The sequence below is a fragment of the Pseudoalteromonas sp. SG45-5 genome (assembly GCF_014164085.1).
Taxonomy (GTDB): domain Bacteria; phylum Pseudomonadota; class Gammaproteobacteria; order Enterobacterales; family Alteromonadaceae; genus Pseudoalteromonas; species Pseudoalteromonas aliena.
Map to the genome: position 1 here is coordinate 1 of NZ_JACJEM010000025.1, position 24,621 is coordinate 24,621.

The 24,621-nt window shown below is 39.1% G+C and carries 24 protein-coding genes; 6 read left to right on the forward strand and 18 right to left on the reverse strand.

Annotated features, from left to right (window positions below; translation table 11 throughout):
• Nucleotides 1-424: 424 nt before the first annotated feature.
• Both H5119_RS09830 and H5119_RS09835 read left to right on the forward strand, forming a co-directional pair.
• On the forward strand, nucleotides 425-1,162 hold the full coding sequence (locus tag H5119_RS09830; protein WP_182702097.1) for an ABC transporter substrate-binding protein: 738 nt from the start codon (nucleotides 425-427) through the stop codon (nucleotides 1,160-1,162).
• A gap of 273 nt (nucleotides 1,163-1,435) precedes the next feature.
• Nucleotides 1,436-3,034 carry an ABC-F family ATPase gene (locus tag H5119_RS09835; RefSeq protein WP_077535440.1) on the forward strand — a complete coding sequence of 533 codons (1,599 nt, stop codon included), beginning with the start codon at nucleotides 1,436-1,438 and terminating at the stop codon, nucleotides 3,032-3,034.
• Nucleotides 3,035-3,251: 217 nt separating this feature from the next.
• Here H5119_RS09835 and katG read toward each other — a convergent pair whose 3' ends face one another.
• Nucleotides 3,252-5,432 carry a catalase/peroxidase HPI gene (gene katG / locus H5119_RS09840; RefSeq protein ID WP_182702098.1) on the reverse strand — a complete coding sequence of 727 codons (2,181 nt, stop codon included), beginning with the start codon at nucleotides 5,430-5,432 and terminating at the stop codon, nucleotides 3,252-3,254.
• Nucleotides 5,433-6,078: 646 nt separating this feature from the next.
• Here katG and H5119_RS09845 point away from each other — a divergent pair.
• Nucleotides 6,079-6,969: a TPR end-of-group domain-containing protein gene (locus tag H5119_RS09845; protein ID WP_182702099.1), complete on the forward strand. Its 891-nt coding sequence runs from the start codon at nucleotides 6,079-6,081 to the stop codon at nucleotides 6,967-6,969.
• Nucleotides 6,970-7,227: 258 nt separating this feature from the next.
• On the opposite strand, the gene H5119_RS09850 is transcribed toward H5119_RS09845, so the two are convergent.
• The 6 genes from H5119_RS09850 to H5119_RS09875 form a co-directional block, all read right to left on the reverse strand.
• Nucleotides 7,228-7,548, reverse strand: a complete 321-nt coding sequence (locus H5119_RS09850) for a hypothetical protein (protein ID WP_138585581.1) — start codon at nucleotides 7,546-7,548, stop codon at nucleotides 7,228-7,230.
• A 9-nt stretch (nucleotides 7,549-7,557) separates the two neighbouring features.
• Nucleotides 7,558-8,253, reverse strand: coding sequence for a nuclear transport factor 2 family protein (locus tag H5119_RS09855; RefSeq protein WP_182702100.1), 696 nt, complete (start codon nucleotides 8,251-8,253; stop codon nucleotides 7,558-7,560).
• Between the two features lie 111 nt (nucleotides 8,254-8,364).
• Nucleotides 8,365-9,108, reverse strand: coding sequence for a ferredoxin--NADP reductase (locus tag H5119_RS09860; protein ID WP_182702101.1), 744 nt, complete (start codon nucleotides 9,106-9,108; stop codon nucleotides 8,365-8,367).
• Between the two features lie 289 nt (nucleotides 9,109-9,397).
• The gene (locus H5119_RS09865; protein WP_182702102.1) at nucleotides 9,398-10,159 is read right to left on the reverse strand and encodes an EAL domain-containing protein; all 762 of its coding nucleotides are present in this window, start codon (nucleotides 10,157-10,159) and stop codon (nucleotides 9,398-9,400) included.
• A 331-nt stretch (nucleotides 10,160-10,490) separates the two neighbouring features.
• Nucleotides 10,491-11,195, reverse strand: a complete 705-nt coding sequence (deoD, locus tag H5119_RS09870) for a purine-nucleoside phosphorylase (protein ID WP_182702103.1) — start codon at nucleotides 11,193-11,195, stop codon at nucleotides 10,491-10,493.
• Nucleotides 11,195-12,427: a phosphopentomutase gene (locus H5119_RS09875; protein ID WP_182702104.1), complete on the reverse strand. Its 1,233-nt coding sequence runs from the start codon at nucleotides 12,425-12,427 to the stop codon at nucleotides 11,195-11,197. Before H5119_RS09875 ends, deoD begins: the two co-directional genes overlap by 1 nt.
• A 191-nt stretch (nucleotides 12,428-12,618) precedes the next feature.
• On the opposite strand from H5119_RS09875, the gene udk reads away from it, so the two are divergent.
• The 3 genes from udk to H5119_RS09890 all read left to right on the forward strand — a co-directional run bounded on the left by udk (nucleotide 12,619) and on the right by H5119_RS09890 (nucleotide 15,603).
• Nucleotides 12,619-13,251 carry a uridine kinase gene (udk, locus tag H5119_RS09880; RefSeq protein WP_077535429.1) on the forward strand — a complete coding sequence of 211 codons (633 nt, stop codon included), beginning with the start codon at nucleotides 12,619-12,621 and terminating at the stop codon, nucleotides 13,249-13,251.
• A 17-nt stretch (nucleotides 13,252-13,268) separates the two neighbouring features.
• Complete coding sequence (locus H5119_RS09885; protein WP_077535428.1) at nucleotides 13,269-14,495, forward strand: NupC/NupG family nucleoside CNT transporter; 1,227 nt, start codon at nucleotides 13,269-13,271, stop codon at nucleotides 14,493-14,495.
• Between the two features lie 436 nt (nucleotides 14,496-14,931).
• The gene (locus H5119_RS09890) at nucleotides 14,932-15,603 is read left to right on the forward strand and encodes an ABC transporter substrate-binding protein (protein ID WP_077535427.1); all 672 of its coding nucleotides are present in this window, start codon (nucleotides 14,932-14,934) and stop codon (nucleotides 15,601-15,603) included.
• Nucleotides 15,604-16,126: 523 nt separating this feature from the next.
• Here H5119_RS09890 and H5119_RS09895 read toward each other — a convergent pair.
• From H5119_RS09895 to H5119_RS09945, 11 genes are all read right to left on the reverse strand, one after another.
• Nucleotides 16,127-16,336 carry a cold-shock protein gene (locus H5119_RS09895; RefSeq protein ID WP_002959120.1) on the reverse strand — a complete coding sequence of 70 codons (210 nt, stop codon included), beginning with the start codon at nucleotides 16,334-16,336 and terminating at the stop codon, nucleotides 16,127-16,129.
• 234 nt (nucleotides 16,337-16,570) lie between these two features.
• The gene (locus H5119_RS09900; RefSeq protein ID WP_182702105.1) at nucleotides 16,571-17,287 is read right to left on the reverse strand and encodes a hypothetical protein; all 717 of its coding nucleotides are present in this window, start codon (nucleotides 17,285-17,287) and stop codon (nucleotides 16,571-16,573) included.
• Nucleotides 17,284-18,024, reverse strand: a complete 741-nt coding sequence (locus H5119_RS09905; protein ID WP_182702106.1) for an iron transporter — start codon at nucleotides 18,022-18,024, stop codon at nucleotides 17,284-17,286. Before H5119_RS09905 ends, H5119_RS09900 begins: the two co-directional genes overlap by 4 nt.
• Nucleotides 18,011-18,364, reverse strand: coding sequence for a cupredoxin domain-containing protein (locus tag H5119_RS09910; RefSeq protein WP_182702107.1), 354 nt, complete (start codon nucleotides 18,362-18,364; stop codon nucleotides 18,011-18,013). The genes H5119_RS09905 and H5119_RS09910 overlap by 14 nt, the downstream gene beginning before the upstream one ends.
• Entirely contained in the window at nucleotides 18,357-19,670 is a 1,314-nt protein-coding gene (locus tag H5119_RS09915; protein WP_182702108.1) for an ATP-binding protein, read from the reverse strand. The genes H5119_RS09910 and H5119_RS09915 overlap by 8 nt, the downstream gene beginning before the upstream one ends.
• A 26-nt stretch (nucleotides 19,671-19,696) precedes the next feature.
• Complete coding sequence (locus tag H5119_RS09920) at nucleotides 19,697-20,356, reverse strand: response regulator transcription factor (protein ID WP_182702109.1); 660 nt, start codon at nucleotides 20,354-20,356, stop codon at nucleotides 19,697-19,699.
• Nucleotides 20,357-20,364: 8 nt separating this feature from the next.
• Nucleotides 20,365-21,012: a hypothetical protein gene (locus H5119_RS09925; protein ID WP_182702110.1), complete on the reverse strand. Its 648-nt coding sequence runs from the start codon at nucleotides 21,010-21,012 to the stop codon at nucleotides 20,365-20,367.
• A 27-nt stretch (nucleotides 21,013-21,039) separates the two neighbouring features.
• A complete protein-coding gene (locus H5119_RS09930; protein WP_182702111.1) occupies nucleotides 21,040-21,810 on the reverse strand; it encodes an SDR family oxidoreductase in 771 nt (256 codons plus the stop codon).
• Nucleotides 21,807-22,496 (reverse strand): TenA family transcriptional regulator, encoded by a 690-nt coding sequence (locus tag H5119_RS09935; RefSeq protein WP_182702112.1) that lies wholly within the window; start codon nucleotides 22,494-22,496, stop codon nucleotides 21,807-21,809. Before H5119_RS09935 ends, H5119_RS09930 begins: the two co-directional genes overlap by 4 nt.
• Nucleotides 22,489-23,958: an AMP-binding protein gene (locus H5119_RS09940; RefSeq protein WP_182702113.1), complete on the reverse strand. Its 1,470-nt coding sequence runs from the start codon at nucleotides 23,956-23,958 to the stop codon at nucleotides 22,489-22,491. Before H5119_RS09940 ends, H5119_RS09935 begins: the two co-directional genes overlap by 8 nt.
• The gene (locus tag H5119_RS09945) at nucleotides 23,955-24,608 is read right to left on the reverse strand and encodes a thermostable hemolysin (protein ID WP_182702114.1); all 654 of its coding nucleotides are present in this window, start codon (nucleotides 24,606-24,608) and stop codon (nucleotides 23,955-23,957) included. The genes H5119_RS09940 and H5119_RS09945 overlap by 4 nt, the downstream gene beginning before the upstream one ends.
• Nucleotides 24,609-24,621 lie beyond the last annotated feature (13 nt).

Genomic DNA, 24,621 nt, shown 5'->3' on the forward strand with positions numbered 1-24,621 from the left:
TCATGCTGTTGTGTGGTAACAAGCCTAATTGCACGTTCACGAAATTCTGATGTATAGCGATTTGATTTTTTCATAGTTCCAGTTTCTCAAGTTATTGAGTCTCTGGCAAACACGGGGCGATTCAATTTGGTTTTTTAGCGCTTAATGCACTCAGTTTTATAACATCGTTGCGTATTTTTGTTGGCGACATAACGTGCTCTGCTATATATAAATTTAGCTTAGTGTACCGATAGCTAAAGTTACCAACAATATAATTTGTTAAATTTATAATATAAGTCAATGTGTAATTAAGTGCTCGGCCCCCGTGCTCGTTTTGTAAATTGCCTCGCATTTATATTTTTACACATCCCTTTTTTCACTAAAATACTCAAGCTGGTTTATACTGTATTAATAATAAACAAATAATAATTAAAACAGAGCTGTAATGAAGAGACTAAACACCCTTTTATTCTATTTACTTTGCACCGCATCACACAGCGCTTTTGCTTGCGACAGAACATTTACTATTGCCTCCCACGATGCCTTTTGGCCGCCATATGTCATGGGAATGAGTGATATATTTAAAGGCACTGAAGTAGAGGCATTAAATATTATTTTTAAAGACTCCCCTTTTTGTTTTAAAGTGGAGCTGTTGCCTAACTCAAAACGCGCTTTTACCGAATTAAAACATGGCCGAATAGATATAGGCTGGGCTGCTAGCTATACCGATGCACGCGCTGAGTATGTTTATTTTACCGATAGCTACCGAACTGAGGTTATGCGCTTGTACGAAAATAAAAGCAATCCACATAACATTAAAAACCTAGCCGATATTTTTGAACAAGGCCTTACTGTAGGTGCTAACTTTGGAAGCTATTATGGTAAAGAGTTTGAGCAATATAAAAAAAGGTATAAAAAACAAATTGAATATACCAGCTCGGCCAGTAAGCGCTTTGAACTACTTAATAAAAAGCGCATTGATTTTGCAATTGAAGACTCGCTCGTTGGCGCGTTTTTTAGTAAGCGCAGTGCTAACTTGCAGTTAGTCGACGACATTAAGTTTGTAAATAAAGACCCAATACATTTAATGCTGAGCAAAAAAACGGTTTCGGCTGAAGAAGTCGCCGTAATAAGCCAACATATAAAAAGCAACAAAGCAGCGCTTGATGCGTTATTTAAGTAGCAGTACTTTACATAAAGCAGTTTTAAAATTGCGCCGCGATTAAATACATTCTAAAACTTAATACGCTTTGGGCACTTATTGGCAAGCTAAAGCGTTATTAAATTATAAGATGCGCCGAAAACAGCTTCATGGCTGTAAAACTAACCTTTTACCTTTCCTTCCTCTTGGCTGATCTGTATAATTCGCCAGCTAATTTACCCTATTGTCTGGTTCTTGTTTGTGGCGTGTTGCTGCAGCGTACTCCTGTCAGTACTAATTCTAGGATTACCTTTTTTGATCTCCACCGCAAATATTACGATGCAGTTTGGCGCAGAGCCGTTGTTTGAAAACATTTCAGCTAAATTTGGTAACGGTAACCGTTACGGTTTAATTGGCGCTAACGGCTGCGGCAAGTCGACTTTCATGAAAATTTTAAGCGGTGCGCTTGTACCAAGTGCGGGTAATGTCTCTATTACTCCAGGGTTAAAAGTAGGTAACCTAAGCCAAGACCAGTTTGCTTTTGAGCAATACAGCGTTGTAGACGCAGTAATTATGGGTGACGTGGAGCTTTGGAAAGTAAAGCAAGAACGCGAACGTATTTACTCGTTACCAGAAATGAGCGAAGAAGACGGCATGAAAGTAGCCGATCTTGAAAGCGTATTTGCTGAAATGGACGGCTATACAGCAGAAAGCCGCGCAGAAGAAATTTTGCTTGAAGCGGGTATCGATAAAGAATTTCATTACGGTTTAATGGCAAACGTAGCGCCAGGTTGGAAACTACGTGTGCTTTTAGCACAAGCGTTGTTTGCAAACCCTGATATTTTGCTACTCGATGAGCCTACCAATAACTTGGATATTCATACTATTACGTGGCTTGCAAACGAGCTTAATAAACGTAAATGTACGATGATTATTATTTCCCATGACCGTCACTTTTTAAACTCGGTATGTACACACATGGCCGATATTGATTACGGCGAGCTGCGTATTTACCCTGGTAACTACGAGAAATTTTTAGAAGCTGCGGGCCTACAACGCGAGCAACTTTTAGCTGAAAACGCTAAAAAGAGTGCAGAAATTGACGAGCTACAAGACTTTGTTAACCGTTTTGGTGCTAACGCGTCAAAAGCTAAACAAGCAAGTTCACGCGCTAAAAAAATGGATAAAATTAAGCTTGATGAAGTTAAATCGTCAAGCCGTATGAGCCCATCACTTTCGTTTGACGAAGGTAAAAAAATGTACCGTCAAGCGCTTGAAGTTAATAAACTTGGCCATGGTTTTGATGGCGAAACGTTATTTACTGGTGGCGACTTATTACTAGAAGCCGGCGCTAAGCTTGCGGTTATTGGCGAAAATGGTGTGGGTAAAACCACCTTTTTACGCTGTTTAGTAGATGAGCTAAAAAGTTTAGAGGGCGAAATTAAATGGTCTGAAAATGCGACCTTTGGTTATTGCCCACAAGACAGCACTAAAGATTTTGATAACGATTTAACCTTGTTTGATTGGATGTCGCAATGGCGCACTGCTAAGCACAACGATTTAATGGTTCGTGGCATGTTAGGCCGCTTGTTGTTTACCGCAGACGATTCAAACAAAAAAGCCCGCAACTGCTCTGGTGGTGAAAAAAACCGCCTGTTATTTGGTAAGTTAATGATGCAAGACGTTAACGTACTTGTCATGGACGAACCAACTAACCACATGGATATGGAAGCGATTGAAGCGCTTAACAATGCGCTTAAAGACTTTGAAGGTACGCTTATTTTTGTAAGCCATGACCGCGAGTTTGTATCATCATTAGCGACACGTATTATTGATATAAAAGATAAAGAAGTAATAGACTTCCAAGGTACGTTTGACGAATACCTTTCAAGTTGTGAAGAGAAAAAAGCGTAAACGCTTTTTCTAATTGCTTACAAAAACGGTGCTAAATTTAGCGCCGTTTTTTATGGGTGATGAATAATAAATGCATAAACCCACCGCATAGATTGCTCTAATTTGTAGACGCGCAGCTTGCTTGCGTATAAAAACGCAGTGTTTAAATAGTTAAGCAATTAGAAGCTACGCTTCTGCCGTGAGCAAGCTCTACGCCTACAAATATATAACGCACAGATTATTTGATATCAAACCTGTCGGTGTTCATTACTTTTACCCACGCATTTACGAAGTCGTGTACAAAACGTTCTTTGTTATCGTCTTGTGCATAAAATTCAGCAAGCGCGCGTAAAATGGAGTTTGAACCAAATACTAAATCAACACGTGTTGCAGTCCATTTAGTTTCGCCGCTTGTACGCTCTACAATATTGTATAAGCCTTTATCTGCGGGCTCCCAGCGGTATGCCATATCGGTTAAGTTTACAAAAAAGTCATTACTTAGGGTGCCGACATTACTTGTAAATACACCGTGCTGACTGTCATTATGGTTAGTCCCTAATACGCGCATGCCCCCAAGTAACACTGACATTTCTGGTGCGCTTAGCCCCATCAACTGACTACGTTCTAACAAGAGTTCTTCGGCAGATACAACATAGTCTTTTTTCAGCCAGTTTCTAAAACCATCATGAATCGGTTCAAGTACGTCAAACGATTCTGCATCGGTCATGTCGTCTGTGGCATCACCGCGCCCTTGTGCAAACGGTACTAGTACATCAACGCCGGCATTTTTAGCAGCTTGCTCTACAGCAGCAGTACCGCCTAAAACAATTAAGTCGGCAATACTAATAGGCTTACTCAAACCTGCTTGTACTTTTTCAAGTGCACTTAGTACTGTTGCTAAACGCGCTGGCTCATTACCTTGCCAATCTTTTTGCGGTGCTAAGCGAATACGTGCGCCATTTGCGCCACCACGGTGATCAGAACCACGATACGTGCGGGCACTATCCCATGCAGTGCTAATTAAATCAGCAGCACTAATACCGCTATTAAGTAAGGTTGTTTTTAAATCACTAATTTCGGCGTCAGTTAGTGTGTAGTTAACGGTTGGCACGGGATCTTGCCAAATTAGATCCTCACTTGGTACATCCGCACCTAAATAACGTGATTTAGGACCTAAATCGCGGTGAGTTAATTTAAACCAAGCGCGAGCAAATACGTCTGAGAAGTAATCAAAGTCGTTATAAAAACGCTCAATAATTTTGCGATACGCGGGATCCATTTTCATGGCCATATCGGCATCTGTCATTATTGGGTTTAAGCGAATTGATGGATCTTCTACATCAACAGGCTTGTCTTCTTCTTTAATATTAACGGGCTCCCACTGATGAGCGCCTGCAGGGCTTTTTGTTAACTGCCATTCGTAAGTTAACAGAAGTTTACAATAGTCGTTATCCCATTTAGTTGGGTGTGTGGTCCATGCACCTTCAATACCAGAAGTTACGGTATCGCGACCAATTCCGCGTGTGGTGATGTTATTCCAACCAAGGCCTTGCTCGTGTATATCGGCAGCTTCTGGCTCTGGGCCTAGGTTTTCGGCTTTACCGTTCCCGTGTGTTTTACCTACCGTGTGACCACCGACCGTTAATGCAGCCGTTTCTTCGTCATCCATTGCCATACGTGCAAACGTTTCACGTACTTGCTCTGCGGTTTTAAGTGGATCAGGCTTGCCATTAACGCCCTCAGGATTAACATAAATTAAGCCCATTTGTACTGCCGCTAATGGGTTTTCCATTGTGTCGGGTTTGTCTACATTTGCGTAGCGCCCGTCACTTGGTGCTAGCCATTCTTTTTCAGCTCCCCAGTAAACGTCTTTTTCAGGATGCCAAATATCTTCACGACCGCCTGCAAAGCCAAAGGTTTTTAACCCCATAGATTCATAAGCCATGTTACCTGCCAAAATGATTAAATCGGCCCACGAGAGTTTATTGCCATATTTTTTTTTGATTGGCCAAAGTAAACGACGCGCTTTGTCTAAGTTACCATTATCTGGCCATGAATTTAGTGGGGCAAAACGTTGGTTAGCTGTACCACCGCCACCGCGCCCGTCGGCGAGTCGGTATGAACCCGCTGAATGCCACGCCATACGGATCATCAACCCGCCGTAATGCCCCCAATCAGCTGGCCACCATTCTTGGCTTTGCGTCATTAAGTTTTTTAAATCTGTTTTTAAAGCTTCTAAATCAAGCGTTTTAAATGCATCGGCGTAGCTAAAATCGCTATCGTATGGGGTTGTTTTTGTATCGTGTTGATGAAGTATGTCGAGGTTGAGGGCATTTGGCCACCAATCTGTATTGGTATTAGACGCTTTGGTATTACTACCATGCATGACCGGGCATTGGCCCGCTTTAGAGTTGCTCATTCTGAAATCCTTATTGTGGAAAGTAAAAATACTTAATCAATTTCATCGCTTATGCTTAATGTTGTGCTTAATAAAGTAACGGCTATTTTTATTTAATTGCCTTACGTATCACTCAGTGTGCCTACCTAAAACTTACGTATCCTTAATATAGGCGTATAAATTATGCTATACCAGCGCTGGCTCACAGTTTAAAACGATTGCACCGATTTATAATTTTGATGGGTATTAGAACTCAACTATTTAATCTTTTTATAATAGTGGTGATCGAATCGAAATATTTTGCCGTAATGGTATGTGAAGGGTTTGAAAGTGGCTTTAGTTTACTCAAGCGCACATTGGAACACCCCCCTTCACCATGAAATTGTAGTTATGATAAAGGTGTATTACATAAGCCCAATACACCTTTACTTTCTACTTTTATTTAGTTTTTAACTAATTGAATTAAATTAAGTTATAGTTCAGTTAGGTGTAGTTAGTATGTAATTTATTCTCCTGTGATTCCCTACAACTTTTTGTTGTTTAAGCAGTTTCGGCCGGTTCTCCTTGAACTGGCCTTTTTTTGCAAAATTTTTGGCTTGACTAGCTTTGTGCCTTTTAGCTGTGCGTGTTAAAGTTACACTCGCAATTAATTTAACTAGGCGTACCAATGCGTTATTACATATCATTACTATTTGTTTGCTTTACACTTTTGTCGGCCACAGTGAACGCAGCAGAACAAAAAGCTAATGTGCTCACAGCACAAGAACAACAGCAAGAATTAAATCGATTAAAAGAGCCAATGTATAAACCGCTTTTGGAGCGCTACGTTTTAGATGAATTAAAAGCCGTACGTCAAGATCAACAAAAGCTACGTGAAGATGTCACTAAACAAGTTACTCACGCACAACTTGATACCGCCGATCGTGCAATAACTTACACCACCGATACGATTAATAATGTATTTTTTATTATTACCGCAACAGCATCAATTTTAGTATTGGTTGGCTGGAATTCGCTACGCGATGTTAAAAACAAAGTAGAAGATATTGTAAATACACGCGTAAGTGTTATTACCGATGAATACGAGGATAGATTAAAAATTCTAGAAGAAAAATTACGTGTGCGCTCTGAAGAAATACTGAGTAACCAAGAACGCATATCGGTCACCAATGAGGTTCATTCTCTGTGGATGCGCGCAAATTTAGAAAGTGATTTTGCCAATAAAATTGAAATATTTGACGAAATTTTAAAACGTAAACCCGAAGATGTAGAAGCAATTGCTTATAAAGCCGATGCATTATTAGAGATTAACGAAACTGCACAAGCAATTGAGCTATGCAATCAAGCCATTGATATTGATAGCGATTATGGCTACGCTTACTGGCAACGCGCCTGTGCTTATGCGCTTACACATAAACACGCAGATGCCTTGGCTGATATAAAAATGGCATTAGATTATTCACCTAATTTACGAAACGAGTTATTACATGAAAGCGCATTTGCAAGCCTGCATGATAACGAAAGCTTTAATACCATTGTGGCCGGTGAGCCAGTTTAATTAAGCTGATAAAAAAGGGCGTATGCCCTTTTTGTGTAGCATTTAATAATTAGAAGCTCCCGCTTCTCGCGTGAGCAAGCTCTACGCCTACATTAAAATGTTTAAACTCGGCCTCATTATTTGCTCTAACTTGTAGACGCGCAGCTTGCTGGCGTATAAAAACACAGTTTTTAAATGACTCAGTAATTAGAAGCTGCGCTTCTCGCGTGAGCAAGCTCTACGCCTACATAGAATACGCCGCTACGCTTTGTAAAAATGTTAGCGTTTAAAGTATAAATCAATCGCTTTAGTAAGCAATTCATCAAGCTGCTCTTCAAAATGCTCAATTTCTATTTCAAAGTGATTTAAATATGCTTTAGCCTGCGCTTGAGATAAATTTCGGCTGTTTACGCTATATTGACGCTCACCGACTTGCTTATCGTAACGTGGTAAAAATACAAATTGACCATAATACGGCGACTTAATATGCTTATTCGCAAAGCGACAAAAATCTTCTATATGGTTTGCACCATCAGGTCCTAAGCAACCTGGCTCAACTCGATACATTAAACGGACTTTTTTTTCTTCACTTATTTGCATAATGATCCTTTAACGAAAGAATAATACGCGGATTATTTTTCCGTCTTTAATTTGATAACTAGATACAAGCTCTGAACGTTTATCTACGACGTTTTCGTCGGTTGAGCAAGTTTCTGATAACTCATGGTCAATCACTATATCCCCATGCACTATACGTTTAATAGGCGATGAGTGGATACACTTTAGCTTTTTAAACATTAGCCCATAACGTGCTATTAGTTTTTCTTTTCCTTTAAATAATAGCTCATTAGGGAAAATATAAAACTCTACATCTTCAGCATATACACGAATAAATTCTTCTATGTTTCGTGCATTATAGGCTTTAATTAATTGCTCAACCACAGCAAGTGATTCGCGCGACTGCTTTGCTTTACTTTGTTGTTTGGCTGTTAGTGCTTCTTTTGCTTGCGCCACTACTTTTTCAGCTTGCGCTACAGCCGCTGCTTTTTCTATTTTACTTTTAAGTTTTGTAACTGGTTGCGCAGCTTCACTACCCAATACTTTAGAGTCATCAACTTTAGTATTGTTTATAATTGGTTTTTTTAGCACAGGCGCTGAATATTCTAGCGTGTTGATTTTATCGTTTGTCGTTTGTTCTGTATTTGCTTTTTTAGTTTCATCTGATTCAGATTGCTGAGCAGCAACATAACTACTCAACGCCAAACAGGTAATTAATGAAGCAAAAATAATAGATAACGATTTCATAGTTTTCCTAATATGAACACTAAACGTTGTTAGTCACGCAACATAGCAAATTTTAGAGTTTTCGGGTAGTTATTATGTACTTGCAGTGTGCGCATGCTGCTAACACCCTCTTTACCAGTACTGTTCAACCGTTATTTGGCCAGGCTCTCTGCGGCGGTTTCGCTTAAAGTTTTGCCCTATAAGTAGCTCGGTTGTGTCTTTAACCATTTGCGGGTTTCCACAAATCATAAACTGAGCATTATTTGCAGTTGGGCTTAGTTTTACGTGTTCAAATAAGGTTTTATTAGCGATAGCTTTGGTAATACGACCATTTAGCCCCTGTAATGGCTTCTCACGGCTAACAACGGGGATATAGTTAAGCTGTTCAGGGTACTGTTTTAGCAACTCATTAATAAGCTCTTGATAGCTCAAATCGTTATTATAACGTACGCCATGTACTAAATTGATGTATTGATATTTTTGCCATATTTCAGATTGTTGTAGCATTGATAAAAATGGGCCGATAGCAGTGCCAGTGCTAAGCATCCAAAGTTGCTCGCTTTGTGGTATTTCATCTAAGGTAAAAAAGCCTGTTGCACGACGCTCAATTAAAACGGTATCACCTGGCTGCAACTTGGCTAAGCGTGGCGATAGTAAACCATTGGCTACGTTAATGAGGTAAAATTCTAAATCGTTATTTTCGGGAGAGTTTACATATGAATATGCACGCACGATGCGTTTGTCGTTATCCATTACTGAAAGTTTTGTAAATTGCCCTGCTTTAAATGGCTCAACATCGGCGTTTAACGTTAAACTAAAAAGCGTTTCGTTCCACCACGTTACTTTTTTTACGCTTGCATCAACCCAGTTCGACATATTTGACTCCAGAGTTTAACTATCAATAATACCAATCCGCAAAAATACTTAATCAATTTGAGGGATTAAACCTGACGTTAACTGCGTTAAAAACTTCTGATATAGAATAAATAACGAAATTTTTGCCTTGTTATCGACACGATTTTCTTACCTCAAAATAGCTCACTTAATTAAGCGAGTTAATATGTAATTTAAACATTACTCACTGCAAAAGTAAGCTTTATAAGGTAAACATTAGCACTAAGCTAAGTGAACTTACAGGGGAAATTAGAGCGAGGTGATCTTTTATTTACGCAAAAATAGGGCTAAGCGGTGCTGGTCTTGCAAGTGCATAGCCTTGACCAAAACAAAAGTTCAGTTTTTTAACAAAATCAATATGCTCTTGAGTTTCAAGACCCTCTATACACACTGAGCAATTAAATTTTTCTTTAAAGGTGGCTGCCATTTCGATAATACTTTTAGAGTAGTTATTATCAAATGCGCGATTAATAAAACAGCCATCAATTTTAATTAGTTTTATATTTAGCTGCGATAACAACTCAAAATTAGACATGCCAGTACCAAAATCATCCATTGCAAAAGCAAATCCTTCGGCAATTAACTTTTCTATATTTTTAATCATTGATTGGTACATTTTTGTAGAGCAGGCGCGTTCAGTAATCTCCAGCATTACATTTTGCTTGGGTATATTAAAACGATTAAAAAAGTATTTTACGAGTGCAGGAAATCGAGAGGAAGCAATTTGTGCGGGCTCAAAGTTTAGAGAAAAACTAAGCGGGCTTTTTATCTTATCTGAAAAAAACGGCTTTACTGCACTAAGCGTGTGCAATGTTAATAAATCCTCTTTTCCTTGTGAAATTAATGCCATTACAGTTTTTTCAATATTGGTAGTCGATTCGCTGTTACGTAATAACGCTTCGTATAGCTTAATTTTTCCCGTTTTTAAGCAATAAATAGGCTGAAAATGGAAATGATAACTAGCTATATCGTATTCAAAACATTCTTCAGGAAAAATTAAGTTTTTTGAACGTCCACTGTCTACTATTAACATTTACCGAACAACCTAATACTAATTTCACATATAGTATAACAAATTACCTCAAAACCAATTAAAAGTCGCCACTTAAGTACTAAATATATACAAAATAGTAATAAGTTATTAGTGTTAAAATAGAAAAATGATTTAATAAATACAAATAATTACAAAATTTTAATTAATGTTACTGAGCTTAGGTTTCTCTGCATCAAAGTTGCATAAATAACAAAAATAAAGACATAAAAAAAGCCGCATAAAATGCGGCTTTGGAGGTTTAGTCTCACTTCACTTTGGGCGTGTCTCCAAAACTTAGTGAATACGTTACCAAGGAACTGTTATGTATTATTTAAGCTATTGACTCTAATGCAATTTTAACCATTTCGTTAAACGTACTTTGACGCTCATCAGCAGGTGTTGCTTCGCCAGTGATCACGTGATCACTTACTGTAAATAATGCCATTGCGTTTGCGCCGTATTCAGCCGCAACGCCGTATAAACCGGCTGTTTCCATATCTACAGCTAGCATGCCTAACTTGTCTAAATCTTTATAAAAAGAGTCGTCTGCTTGGTAGAAAGTGTCGGTTGTAAATACGTTACCTACTTTAGCTTTAATACCTAGCTCTTTTGCAGCGTTTACGCCGTTTAAAAGCAGGTCAAAATTAGCGATTGCAGAAAAGTCGTAGCCACGAACACGAGCACGGTTTACGTTTGAATCAGTACTTGCACCTTGTGCAAAAATTACGTCGCGGATTTTTATATCTGTACCAATACCACCACACGTACCAATACGAATAATATTTTTAACGCCAAAGCTTACAATTAGCTCACGCGCATAAATAGACATAGATGGAATACCCATGCCTGAACCCATAATGCTTACTGGCTTACCTTTATAAGTACCAGTAAAACCGTACATGTTACGTACGCCTGTCACTTGTACTGCATCATCTAAAAAGTTTTCAGCAATATATTGCGCACGTAGCGGATCGCCTGGCATTAATACTGTTTCGGCGAAATCACCAACGTTTGCACTGATATGCGGAGTACTCATTAATTGTTTTCCTTTTTATTTGGCGTTGTTAGCTCATTTAAAAAGCTGTCGCCGTAATCAAGCGCAGATAAGTTAAACCACTGTGCCAGTGTTTGACCTATATCTGCAAAGCTGTTGCGTTCACCTAATGGTGTATTACTCATACCCGGTTGATATGCAATAACGGGTACGTATTCACGGGTGTGCTCAGAACCTGGAAAGGTAGGGTCACAGCCGTGATCTGCAGTGATCATTAACACGTCATCTGCGTTTAACTGATTTAGTATAGTGGGTAAATAGTCATCAAATTCTTTTAATGCTTTTGCGTAACCTACTGGGTTACGTCGATGACCAAATTTTTCATCAAAATCAACTAGGTTAGTAAAAATCAGGCTGCGATCTGGCGCACTTTTAATTACTTCGCTGGTTTTTTCTAGCAAGTTCATAAGCCCTGGTGCTTTATGCTTTTGGGTTATGCCTTGATGCGCGTAAATGTCTGAAATTTTACCAATACTAATTACTTCGCCGCCGTCCTTTGCTAATACATCTAGCAACGTAGGCGCTGGCGGTAGTACTGAATAGTCACGACGATTACCCGTTCGAGCAAAGTCTTGACTATTTGAACCCAAAAATGGCCGCGCAATCACTCGCCCTATATTCATTTCATCAAGTAGCGCCCGTGCGATTTCGCAAACTTGATAAAGCTTCTCTAGGCCGAATGACTCTTCATGCGCGGCTATTTGAAACACGCTATCAGCTGAGGTGTAACAGATTGGTTTACCTGTTTTTACGTGCTCTTCACCTAGCTGTTCTAAAATGGTCGTTCCTGATGCATGGCAATTGCCTAAAATGCCAGGAATACCCGTACGAGCAATAAACTCGTCTATAAACTCTTGCGGAAAACTAGGCTGTGTTTTTGGGAAATACCCCCAATCAAATAACACAGGAACGCCCGCCATTTCCCAATGACCCGATGGTGTGTCTTTACCGCTTGATATCTCTTTAGCGTAACCCCATGCACCTTGTGGTGCTTGGCGATTTGAAATTAAACACGGTTCGCCACCGGCAGCTTCACACGCATCAACTAATCCTAGTTTAGATAAATTAGGAAGTGACAACGCAGTACCTGTTTCGTCATAATATGCTTTTAGTAAGTGAGCGAATGTATTTGCGCCAAGATCACCAAATTTATCTGCATCTGGTGCTGCACCGATTCCTAGGCTATCTGCCATTAAGATAATTGCTCTTGTCATTTTGACCTCACTTTGTTTCTAGGTGGTTACTTTATCTGCTCTTGGAATTTTCCGTACAGGACAAAAGTCCTGTTTCATAAAACCTAAACATTATAAATTTACGTTCTGAGCGAAGCAAAAGAGATTAATCGTGTCTTTTTTGCTATTGTGATCTACCAACAATATATCCTTCTGTGTGGGTGAGAACTTTAGTGACACGAACTACTATTATAGCTATTGCAGGCGCATCGGCGTCGGGCAAATCCCTTTTTAGCCAAACAATTTATAATGAATTGGTTAATGAGCTTGAACCAGGCGCTATCGCCATTATTGAAGAAGATGCTTATTACAAGGATCAGTCGCATTTGCCGATGGCTCATCGTACGCAAACGAATTACGATCATCCTGATGCATTTGAGCACGCGTTAATGTTAGAGCATTTAACGCAACTTCGCAGTGGCAACTCAGTTGAAGTACCTAGTTATGATTATGCGCAGCATACACGCAGTGAAAAAACACGACGTGTCCCCGCTGCAAAAATATTAATTGTAGAAGGTATTTTATTATTGAGTGATAAAGCACTTAATAAAGAATTTGATATTAAGGTGTTTATAGACACACCTTTAGATATTTGTTTAATGCGCCGTATGCAACGTGATATGGAGCAACGAGGCAGAACATTACAATCCGTTGTTGAGCAATATCAAGCAACTGTTAGACCGATGTTTTATCAATTTATTGAGCCTTCGAAGCATAACGCCGATTTAGTTGTGACTCGAGGCGGTATGAATCGTGTTGCGATTGATATTATTAAAAGCAAGATAAAATATTTACTACAAGAATAACAACGGGAAACATTTGTATGACAACATTTATGAGCTTAGTAGGCATGTGTGTGCTACTGAGCATTGCTTTTGCAGCTTCGACTAATCGCAAGGCAATTAATTTAAGAACCGTTGGTATAGCATTTGCTATGCAAGTTGTTATTGGCGGTTTTGTATTATTTTTTGAAGCAGGAAAAAATGTATTAACGAGCATGTCAGCAGCCGTTTCATCAGTTATTGGTTATGCTAACGACGGTATTGGGTTTTTATTTGGCCCGCTTGCTTCACAAGACACACTCGGTTTTATTTTTGCGATTCAGGTTTTGCCCGTTATCGTGTTTTTCTCAGCATTGGTTGCTGTGTTATATCACCTTGGCATTATGGACTGGATCATTAAGATTTTGGGCGGTGGTTTACAAAAATTATTGAAAACCTCACGTACAGAATCACTTTCAGCAACCGCCAATATTTTTGTTGGCCAAACTGAAGCACCACTTATTGTTAAACCATTTATTGCAACGATGACAAAATCAGAATTGTTTGCAGTTATGGTTGGTGGCCTAGCCACAGTAGCAGGCTCTGTAATGGCCGGTTACGTTATTATTGGTATTGAGCTTAAGTATTTAATAGCAGCAAGTTTTATGGCAGCACCTGGCGGCTTTTTAATGGCCAAGATGATCGTACCAGAAACTGAAACGCCTAAGGATAACTTGGCCGATTTAGATTTAGATGATGAAGATAAACCTGTAAATGTAATTGATGCTGCGGCATCTGGTGCAGCAAACGGTATGCACTTAGCACTTAATGTTGGTGCAATGTTACTTGCCTTTGTCGCATTAATTGCGTTACTAAACGGTTTATTAGGTGGTATTGGTGGATGGTTTGATTATCCAACATTAACACTACAAGAAATTTTAGGTTATGTATTTGCCCCAGTTGCATGGTTACTTGGTGTGCCATGGGATGAAGCAATTATAGCCGGCAGTTTTATTGGTCAAAAGATAGTAGTAAATGAATTTGTTGCTTACTTAGACTTTATAAATTATCGCGATACGTTAAGCGCACACACACAAGCGATTGTTACATTCGCACTATGTGGGTTTGCTAATTTATCATCGATAGCCATTTTACTAGGTGGGTTAGGCGGTATGGCGCCTAGCAGGCGGAAGGATATCGCACGCTTAGGGCTCAGAGCAGTGTTAGCAGGATCTATGGCTAACCTTATGAGCGCAGCAATTGCTGGTTTTTTCCTCTCGCTAGCTTAGAAACTGATAGAGACAAATAACCGGTGTTGCAAAACAATAGGATAGCGCTTTAAGGGGTTAAAGCACTATCTGATTTGAACGATACTTCACCAAGGGCCGCAAGGCCCTTTTATCGTTTTAGGGCTTTATAATTCGATTTATTAACCATTTAACACTTCATAGCAAACTCAATTGGCATAAAAATCATGCGGATTAAATCATTTTAGAACGTCGTTACACAGCACCCTAAGCTGATTGGTACAACGTGAAAACATAACTCAGCACACAACTTTATATTTACACTCAAATTTAAATAAACCAATATATTAGTCACTAATTTTTATGATTAATTTTTGTATTTTCAATATTTTAAGCCACACTAAGAACATCATATTTAATCAAATAACGATTTATTACTGTGAAATACATCCTCTATTTTCTCTTCCTACTTTGCTCTATGTTTGTGCAAGCGACAGAAACACTGCTTGTTGTTACAGAGTTAGCACCACCAAACCAAGTATTGGTTGACGGTGAGGTCTCAGGAAAAGGCACCCAATTTATTAGAGATATATTCGCTGAGGCTAAACTAACACCTAACATCCAAATGTATCCATGGGCGCGCGCTTACAAAGTGGCTAATGAGTTAAAAAACACTTTCATATACAGCTTAGCTCGCACTGTGGAGCGAGAAGATAAATTTTATTGGATTGGGCCAGTTGGACGCTTTGAGCTAGGCTTTATTAGCTTATCAGTGCGAAATGATATTGTTATAAATAGTATCGAACAAGCAAAAAACTATAAAATAGCAATGCAACGCAATGACTTTTCAACACAAACACTTGCCAAACTTGGCTTTGAAGTTGTTTTGACCTCTGACATTCAAAAGTCATACTCTTTATTGTTAACTAAAAAAGTCGATTTAGTAGTAGATGATCCTTTGTACATGCAACAAATCAGTGATTATTTAAAGCTAGAACCTACGCACTTAAAGTTTGTTTACAAAATAGATGAACTAGCAATCGATGCCTACTTAGCTGCAAACAAAAAAACGGATATACATTTAATTGAAGCTCTACAAACCGCATTCTTAAAGATAAAGAAAAATAAAGGGCTACCATACGACAAATAAACTTATACCAATCTGCTTATGTATGGGGTCTATTTAACGTTAAGAAAATTACGCTAGAACTAGGCAAAAATTTTTGTATCTAATTGTTCTAAATAAAAAATTTTTAACGACGCTATAGTGCAATTTAATTCGTTAAATTGATCAAAGATTTATGCAGTTTGGTATTATACCTATTTTATTAAAAAACATGCTCATTCTATCGCATTAAACAACTCACTAACTGCGTTAAAAATTATTTATAGTCGACTGCATGAATGCAGATCAATGCAGGGAGCAATTGGTATAATCAGAGTTAAGGTGTTTATCGCTATAAAATCATCTTTGAGTTTTTCATACTCTAGACTAAACCGTTTCATGGTATGTTTTAGCACTGATTTATAAGGATAAAATAAGGAAGGATTTGATAATGACAATACCACTTAATTAATTTACATTAATAATAGGTATTACTTGGTTTTACTCAAATTTCAGGCACAAAAAAAGCGCCTTAAGCGCTTTTTTTCATTTTACTTAAAAAGTAAAATTATACAGCTGTGATGTTATCAGCTTGAGGACCTTTTTGACCTTGTGAAAGAGTAAACTCTACACGTTGGCCTTCAGCAAGAGTTTTAAAACCTTCGCTTTTGATTGCTGAGAAATGTGCGAAAACGTCTGGGCCATTTTCTTGCTCGATAAAACCAAAACCTTTAGACTCGTTAAACCACTTAACTGTACCTGATACGATGTTAGACATTGTAATATCCTGATATAAAATAAAAAATATGCTCATATGAGCGGGTGTAGCAAAAAATGAGATGGTACTTTAAAAACTTCAGGACGGTACTACAAGTATTACTTATACAACATCGAAATGGAGATTTATAGCTTACATGCTTTCTTTCTAGCTGCAGCCCACTATATAGATTTCGAAAAATATGTCAAGCACTTATCCACTACTGAATAATAAACATTTATTACTTTTTTATTCTTAAAATTCAAACTCTAGCGCGAGCCTAAAGCTATGGTTCTTTTCTGATTGGCTTATTTCAGAAATAAAACCGGCTTCCCATTTTAATTGTTTTTGGCCTGCAAACCTATGCAACCCTATAAACCCTGGGCCAATGCCAACAAAATCTTCCCCCACATATAGTTCAAGCGCGGGCTGAAAGGCAGAGCGATAACGATAACGATACTGCGCTCTAAACTCCGTTTCCCATTCATTTTTTATATCTTGCCCCCACTCATAGACCAAAAAGGCATTCATGGTAACACTCGTTTTACCAAATTCTTTTTCGATTACAAAACCCGATGTGGCTTCGTATATATCTTCGTTGTGCTTTTTCTCAAGTTCAAATAGCGCGCCCCAATCGGCCCATAGCCTACCTTGTTCAATTAATTGCCAGCGTAGTTCAAGCTCGTAGGCCTCAAGACCAAAGTCACCATTATCATCTCGTTCACCAACTAAATATCCCTCAAGCGCCATTGTATCGTTAATAGCCCGCCCCATACCTACGCGTTGCGCTAACATGTTGCCACTATCTGTTTGATGCGACACTAATCGCCACTCAAACTCACGCTCAAAAGGTAACACATACGGGTGGTATACCTTATCAACAACAATACCATCTGCATTTGCTTTATATGGCAATAACAACAAACAAAAAGCAGTAAAAATAAGTGCTAAATATAGGTTGATTGCTTTCATACACGTTCCTTAGTTATTGATGCCGGAATAAAGTAACAAAGTGATAAAAATAATGCGCTGCTCATACTATAAATAAGTACGCTTATAAAATCAGGCGTTGCCTCGTAACCCACAAGAGCACGCAGAACACGGCCCAGTTCTGAGTTTTCGCTTAATATGTCACGTAAATCCCACACTGTTGCAGTGTTTGTTATTAAATCTATTTGGCTTGCTAAATCCAACGCTACTAATAACTTAGCGGCACTATTTAAAGCAAGTAACACTAACAGCGGGTAAATACCAAATCGCTGCTTAATTGCATTCATAAAAAAATACAGTAAAACGCTAAAGCTCAAACAAATTCCAACGCCTAATAAAGTGCCAATAAACAAGCTTTGGCCCACATCGCTGTTTTGCCAAAAACTGGTGAGATAAATAATATAATGGCTTAGATATAATGTTGTTGTACTTATCACTGCGACATAAAATGCGGCTGTTTTTTGCTTTATAGCAAATACGAGTGCAGCAACAAATGCACTAACACAAAGCCCTATTTGTGAATATTCTAAGCCTTGATGTTCAAACCACTGACTCACCCACGACGCACTTTGCATATACAAAAATGACATTACTGCAGCAATTACTAAAGCAAACCACACCTGCGCCCTACTTTGTTTTGCTACTACTTGGAGTAATACTAATAAAATAGCCACAGGTAGTAATTGATTGAGGCTCATTACTAAACTAGTTATCAGCATGCTGCGTCTCCTCATCGCTAACGATAACAACGCCTCTTGCTGTATTTGGCGAAAACTCACCAAAAAATTCGTAATGTCCTTTACTCAACGGCCCTATATAAATCACGCTTTTACGGTTTGGATAGAGTACTTTTTCTCTATTTAGATCAAAACTATCAAACTCTTCTGGCGTACTATCTTGATTTTCTATTAATAATTTTACTTTTTTATTCACCGGAATAATAATTTGCGAGGGATAAAACAAGTGATCTTTTAAAACAATAAGATACTCTTTACTTTTAGCATTAAGCGACAACAACAATAAAAGGAACATGCATTGATTAAGTAAGCGTTTAGTCACATTGAGCCCCTGTAAAAGTAACGTTCACTCTCAATCCACCCAGAGGGCTATCTTTTAATTTTATTTTTGCATCATAAATAGCAATGATGTGCTGCACGATTGCCATGCCTAAACCTGCACCTTGCTCGCCTGAGGGGTGCTGATCGCCACCCACTCGGTAAAAACGATTGAATACTCGCTCTTTTTGCTCCTCAGTCATGCCTGATCCCGAATCATCTATTTGCCAACTAAAGCCTGTGCTACTTGATGCTAATTTAATAATAATTTGACCATTATCAGGCGTGTACTTTATAGCATTGCTGAGTAAATTAGAGATAAGCGTAGTGAGAGTAAATTCATCACCATTAATTATAAAGTCCTCACCTTCGAGACTAATAGTTTGATTTTTAGCATCTATTTTGTCGTATTGCTCCGACACAGCCTGTTGTGTAATCGCTAGTAAGGATTGCTCACTGAACTGTTTTTGCCACTGCTCTGGTTGAGTACGTCCTAAAATCAGCATTTGCTCTACAATATTACTCAAGCGATTAATACCTTGCGACATCGCTTGTAGCTCTTCATTACTTTGCAGCATGTTTTGTTTGTTTGCCAAATTATGCACATTTATTTTTAAGCTACTAAGCGGTGTGCGCAATTCGTGCGCTGCATCTGAGGCAAAAAAACGCTCTCTTAAATAGGCGGTTTCTACCCGTTTAAATAAGTCATTTAAGCGATTGATAACGGGCTTAATTTCTTCATCAGTCACTTGCCAGTTAATTGGCGTAAAATCATTCGCTTGACGAAGGGCCAATTGCTTCGAGAGTCGAGTAAGTGGTGCAAGGGCATATTTAACAAAAAAGCTGATAAAAATAGCAAGTAAAGGGACTGCCAACAACATAGGTAACATTGCCGATAAAATAACTGCTTCAGCAAGCTCAAATCGTTTTGCCATTGGCTCGGCCACAATCACTTTACGTGCATGTTTATTTAATACAAATACCCTCATGCGTTGCCCTGCTATGTTGGCAGTTTGAAAACCTTCGTTAAAACTGGTTTGGTTATTCGTTAAACTCATCGAGCCGCTAAGCAATGTCGTACCTTGCCAAATTTGATACAACAATTGAGCGCTGTTATTACTTACTTGCACTGCACTTGTGGTTATTGCTAATGGCTGTTCAATTAAAACCCCTGCAACTATTTTAAGCTCATCATCAAGCAAGTTTTCACCATGATGCATACTTTTTTGATAGCCTTTTACTAATGCTAAAAAACACGTAAGCACCATCATAGACAGTAAAATTAAGGTCAGACGTTTACGAATAGACATTTTCAACCTCGAAAGATAAACACGCTCTAACGCTTGCCAACCACGTAGCCAATGCCACGTAAGGTTTTAATAAAGTCGCTAGGGAATTTTTTTCTAAGGTGGTGAATGTGTACTTCTATCGCGTTAGAGCCGACTTCTTCACCCCATTGGTAAAGTTTGTTTTCGAGTTGTTGTTTTGACTGCACACGACCTTGGTTTTCCATTAACGCTTTTAAAAGCATGTATTCTTTACGCGGTAATGTCAGTGACTCTCCATTGACTGTCACCGTATGAGCAGAGCTGTCTATGACCACCTCCCCGCATTGCAGTAAACTCGATTGAGTTTGATTAACACGTCGACTTGCCACACGTAGTCGCGCAAATAACTCTGCGGGGTCGAACGGCTTTGCAAGGTAATCATCAGCGCCCATATCAAGACCTTGCACTTTGTCGTCTATACTGCCGCGAGCGGTTAAAATGACCACAGGAATTACTTTTTTTTGTGCTTTAATATGCTTTAAAACCAGTGAACCGTCACCATCTGGCAACCCTAAATCGAGAATAACGAGTTCAATTTCACCACTAGAAAGGCATTCTAGGGCGTGTTTTACTGTGCCACTATGCTCTACGCTATAGCCCTCTTGGCGCAAAGAGCGAATAAGCCCTTGCGCCACTAAATGATCGTCTTCAACGAGTAATAAATGCATTGTGTCGTTTATCTTTTAAGTTTTTTGTTTACTTTTGCCAATAGCTGGCTTATTGCTTGTTGGCGGTACTCATCTGCTTTTGCACGAGTATCACGGATACCCGCAGCTTGTGCTACCAGCAAACGCGCTTTCGCTTCTTTGTAATCGCCTTCATCATACAAGTATTCACCATATAAGTAATTAGTATCAATGCCTTCGAGATTAAAAGCGAGTGCTTGTTTAAATAATTTTTCAGCTTTGTCATCATCACCAAAACCAATTGGCCAGCTAGGTACTTTGCTATAAAGCGTTGCAAGGCTTGCGTAAGCTGAGCCACCGAGTGCAGTGCCATCAATCGAGAGTGCATTTTCAAGTGACGTTTTTGCCTCTTTTGCTAAACCAAGTGCTCCCAACCCGCCTTTTGCACCAGCAAAACTAGCTAACACAATACCATTCCAAATATGCGTTTGTGCCAAATTTGGGTAGTTTTTAACAAATAACGCGCTTTGCTCACTTAATTTCGTGAACGCATCTATTTGCGCGTCATCTTTAAGTTCATAATTAGCAATTGCCCACTTTTGTTGAATAGCGACTAAATCTTGCGATTCATCAGCATAGGCCGATACAGTAAATACACTCGTGAATACTAAATATAATGCTAAGGTCATTTTATACATAATTTTATCCTCGTTGTTCATCTATTTTTAACTTAAAAAACGTTTTATTTTAGGTAGTTGTTTTGCAATGGCGTTATCTACAATACGTGGAAAAGCACCATTAATGCGTACAAATAATTTTTCAGGAAAGCCGATAAAACGCCGTGTCTGATTAGAATCAAGAAGCGCAAGTAACTCTCTGGCAACTAATTCTGGCGAGTCCATTTTATTACCGAGCTCTTTATTCAACGCACGGGTTTTGCTGTTATTAATGGTGGTGTCAGTGGCTCTTGGTGCTAGGTAAGCGACTTTAACACCCGAACCGTATAGTTCGCGCGAAAGCGCCTCTGTAAAACCACGCAAACCAAATTTACTCGCGCAATAAAGTGTTTGAAACGGGTAGCCAATACTGCCAAACGATGATCCCACGTTAACAATGGTGCCTTTGGTATACTCTAACTGCCCTAAAAATAGCTGACATAATTTAATAGGCACCGACAAATTGGTACTTAGCATATTGTCTATTTGCTCAGAGCTTGTGTGCTCAAGACTTTGCATTGCATTAACACCGGCATTGTTAATTAGCAATTTAACGCCGCCGAGTTGCTTTGCTTTTACAGCTAAATTAATGCGTGTTGTATCGTCGGTTAAATCGCCAATAAATATTTCACTGTCTGAGCATGCAGCACTGAGTTTTTCAAGAGCTTGAGCATTTCGCCCAACAAGGAGTAATTTCCACCCTTTAGCGTATAGGGCTTTAGCAATCGCTTGCCCTATTCCGCCGGTGGCGCCAGTTAATACACATAAAGAGCTGCTCATGCCCATTTGCCTTGTATATTGGCTTTAAAAAAAGGCTCATCATCCAAACCACGAAATATATCACCATATAAACGATAAAAGCGCTTTGCCCCATGGAGTATGGCTTGTTGATCTGCCTCGTCTGTTATTTGATTCATTAGGTTTTCAAAAAACTTTACGTGCTCTATATCAAGCGCACCATGGGACGTTAAATAACTAAATGCTTTTTGAGGTAAGCCCACAGCGTTTGCAATATTTGAAGCGGCACCATCTGCAAGTGCAATGGACGTCCCTTCAAGCACATGTACCATACCAAAAAAGCTCAATGGGTTTTTACGAGCAATAGAGTCGTACGCATAAGACACCATCATTTCAGTGGCAAATTGTGGCTGACTACACCGTACGGTTTCTTTATCAAAACCGCAGGCTGCAATATCGTTAAGTACCCACTCTTGATGACCTATCTCTTCTTCAATGTATTCTGCAACTGCTTCGCGCAGCCATTCTTTATCGTCGGTTAATCGTGCTCCTAAAGACATCATTAACGGCACGGTGTGTTTAACGTGGTGATACGCTTGTGCTAAAAACGAGGCATACTCTTCCAGTGATGCTTCACCTTTAAAAACTCGCTGAATAATAGGCGCTGCGAGTAAGTAATCTTGATCTTGCTTCGTTTGCTCTTTAAGGATGTTAAAAAAATCACTCATTAATTACTTCTCCAAATTGATAAAATTGCTTAAAAACGTCATGATAATGCAGACTAATTGCCATTCGTTTTGGGCGATTATTTGTAGTTAATAACCCTTGTTGCACACTCAACGGAACCGCTAAACGATGCCATTTTTGAATGCGTGCATAATCGGGTAGTTGTTGGTTCACAGCGTTAATATATTGAGTTAGTTGTTTATTACTCACCTTATCTAATACATACATAATGGCGGTTAAAAAAGGCCTCCCTTCACCAAACACAACGGCTTGTAATATGCCACTTTGGCTTAGTAATAGTGACTCAGGCCATTCGGCACTGATATTACGCCCCATGCTAGTAATAATTAGGTTTTTTAGGCGGCCTTTAATAAATAAAGTATTGTCACGTTGTTCGACTAGATCACCGGTGGCATACCAGTGGTTTTTATCATGCGGTGGGTGATTCAAATAACCTAAAAATATCTCACCTTTTATGAACAGCTGGCCGTCTTCAATTTTGGTTTGAAGGTGTGGAAGCACTGTTCCTGCACTGTGAAGATTATCGTTTGTTGGCGTGTTTAAGCTGACAACCGATGCGGCTTCAGATAGACCATACCCTTGGTATACCGGTAAATTTAAACGACGCGCTTTTTCGATTAACATTTCACTAACAAGCGCACCACCAACGGCTATAAATTGTAATGAACTTGGTGGCTGCCAACCTTGCTCAGCAAAAGCAACCAAACATGTTAATAGCTCAGGCACTAAGATCAGCGTACTTGGCTGAACGTTATCAATAGCTGCAATAAGCTGGGCTGGTTTTTTTAATGCCGACCCAACAAAGCCAAGCTTATTAAGTGGCATTACGTGAACAGTGCCACCACTTTTTAAAGGGGCATACACACCCGCTATATTTTCAAGTAATACAGCAAGCGGTAATAGGCATAAATGAACAGGGTTTTTAAGATTAATCTTATCGCAAAGCGATTGAGCTACCTGAATTTGACTATTTGCCGATAAACAGACTCCCTTAGGCTGCCCAGTAGAACCTGATGTAAAGGTTACTTTTTGTGTTCCGGCAAAGTAACTGACTGGTTTTACAGCAGCTATTTCATAAATATATAACGTATAAAATTCAAATACAGTAATAGATGTGGTGGGCTCACCCAAAGAGAGGTTTGCAGTGTCACTAATAAATAAATTAGCACCGCATTGCGACAATACATAATGCGTTTGTTGCTCGCTAAAAAAGTGAGCAATAGGCACGGCCATTTTGTTAGCAAATGTTGTCGCAGCATCTAAAGCTAACCAGGCTGGTGTGTTATCTAATTTATATGCAACAACCTTACCGCTAAAATCATGTAACGAATTCGCTAACTCTTTTACTTGTTGGTCAAACTCAACGCCGCTAATACTTTGTGTTTTATTACTACGATGAGCAACAATAATAGGCGTGTTTGTTTGCGTATTGTAAATGCTCATACATTCACCAATGCATTCACAAGCGAGTTAATTTCAGTGTGATTTTGCTGCATTAAACTATAAAGCATAGGTGTATTTAGTACTTGCTGATGCGCTTGCTCTAAACTCACAACACATACTGTTGGTTGGTTAGCGTAATAACTTCCCCAATTTAATGGATGCTCAACAACAAAACTATTCGCGACTGCAATTTCAGTGCAATTAACACCGAGCAAACGCAGTAATGCGCGCACTTTTTTAGTAGCACAAAATACTAAATACTTGGCCCCCACACTTTGCAGCGCTTCATTAACAACAATAAAATGCCCAAGAGTGGCTTTTCGGTGTGTTGAGCACAAGTTGCCAAGCTCAAATACCTTATCGCGCAGTGTATGCTCTGGTAAAAAGTGTTCAATAGGCTCAGCTAAATACTGCTCTATAAATAAAGGTTCCATGGCTTGTCTTAATCCTAAAGTGCATTTCCCTTCGCATGTAGTGTACTGGCTAAGTAGTGGCATAAAAGATGTGAGCGTTGCGTTATAAGCAACTAAAAAACCTTCTTTAACGGTATCTTCTAGCGCTTTACGGTGCTCATCGTTGAGCCCTGCACTAACAACGCGTGAATTATTTTCTATGAAATCGGGTAATGAAGGTAATTGTGCTAATTGCATAAACATCGCTCAT

What these genes read in the sequence shown, in the direction of transcription:
- H5119_RS09830 (WP_182702097.1), top strand. Translation starts at nt 425, where the DNA reads ATGAAGAGACTAAACACCCTTTTATTCTATTTACTTTGCACCGCATCA.
- katG (WP_182702098.1), bottom strand. Translation starts at nt 5,432, where the DNA reads ATGAGCAACTCTAAAGCGGGCCAATGCCCGGTCATGCATGGTAGTAAT.
- H5119_RS09845 (WP_182702099.1), top strand. Translation starts at nt 6,079, where the DNA reads ATGCGTTATTACATATCATTACTATTTGTTTGCTTTACACTTTTGTCG.
- H5119_RS09850 (WP_138585581.1), bottom strand. Translation starts at nt 7,548, where the DNA reads ATGCAAATAAGTGAAGAAAAAAAAGTCCGTTTAATGTATCGAGTTGAG.
- H5119_RS09855 (WP_182702100.1), bottom strand. Translation starts at nt 8,253, where the DNA reads ATGAAATCGTTATCTATTATTTTTGCTTCATTAATTACCTGTTTGGCG.
- H5119_RS09860 (WP_182702101.1), bottom strand. Translation starts at nt 9,108, where the DNA reads ATGTCGAACTGGGTTGATGCAAGCGTAAAAAAAGTAACGTGGTGGAAC.
- H5119_RS09865 (WP_182702102.1), bottom strand. Translation starts at nt 10,159, where the DNA reads ATGTTAATAGTAGACAGTGGACGTTCAAAAAACTTAATTTTTCCTGAA.
- deoD (WP_182702103.1), bottom strand. Translation starts at nt 11,195, where the DNA reads ATGAGTACTCCGCATATCAGTGCAAACGTTGGTGATTTCGCCGAAACA.
- H5119_RS09875 (WP_182702104.1), bottom strand. Translation starts at nt 12,427, where the DNA reads ATGACAAGAGCAATTATCTTAATGGCAGATAGCCTAGGAATCGGTGCA.
- H5119_RS09885 (WP_077535428.1), top strand. Translation starts at nt 13,269, where the DNA reads ATGACAACATTTATGAGCTTAGTAGGCATGTGTGTGCTACTGAGCATT.
- H5119_RS09890 (WP_077535427.1), top strand. Translation starts at nt 14,932, where the DNA reads ATGTTTGTGCAAGCGACAGAAACACTGCTTGTTGTTACAGAGTTAGCA.
- H5119_RS09895 (WP_002959120.1), bottom strand. Translation starts at nt 16,336, where the DNA reads ATGTCTAACATCGTATCAGGTACAGTTAAGTGGTTTAACGAGTCTAAA.
- H5119_RS09900 (WP_182702105.1), bottom strand. Translation starts at nt 17,287, where the DNA reads ATGAAAGCAATCAACCTATATTTAGCACTTATTTTTACTGCTTTTTGT.
- H5119_RS09905 (WP_182702106.1), bottom strand. Translation starts at nt 18,024, where the DNA reads ATGCTGATAACTAGTTTAGTAATGAGCCTCAATCAATTACTACCTGTG.
- H5119_RS09915 (WP_182702108.1), bottom strand. Translation starts at nt 19,670, where the DNA reads ATGTCTATTCGTAAACGTCTGACCTTAATTTTACTGTCTATGATGGTG.
- H5119_RS09920 (WP_182702109.1), bottom strand. Translation starts at nt 20,356, where the DNA reads ATGCATTTATTACTCGTTGAAGACGATCATTTAGTGGCGCAAGGGCTT.
- H5119_RS09925 (WP_182702110.1), bottom strand. Translation starts at nt 21,012, where the DNA reads ATGTATAAAATGACCTTAGCATTATATTTAGTATTCACGAGTGTATTT.
- H5119_RS09930 (WP_182702111.1), bottom strand. Translation starts at nt 21,810, where the DNA reads ATGAGCAGCTCTTTATGTGTATTAACTGGCGCCACCGGCGGAATAGGG.
- H5119_RS09935 (WP_182702112.1), bottom strand. Translation starts at nt 22,496, where the DNA reads ATGAGTGATTTTTTTAACATCCTTAAAGAGCAAACGAAGCAAGATCAA.
- H5119_RS09940 (WP_182702113.1), bottom strand. Translation starts at nt 23,958, where the DNA reads ATGAGCATTTACAATACGCAAACAAACACGCCTATTATTGTTGCTCAT.
- H5119_RS09945 (WP_182702114.1), bottom strand. Translation starts at nt 24,608, where the DNA reads ATGCAATTAGCACAATTACCTTCATTACCCGATTTCATAGAAAATAAT.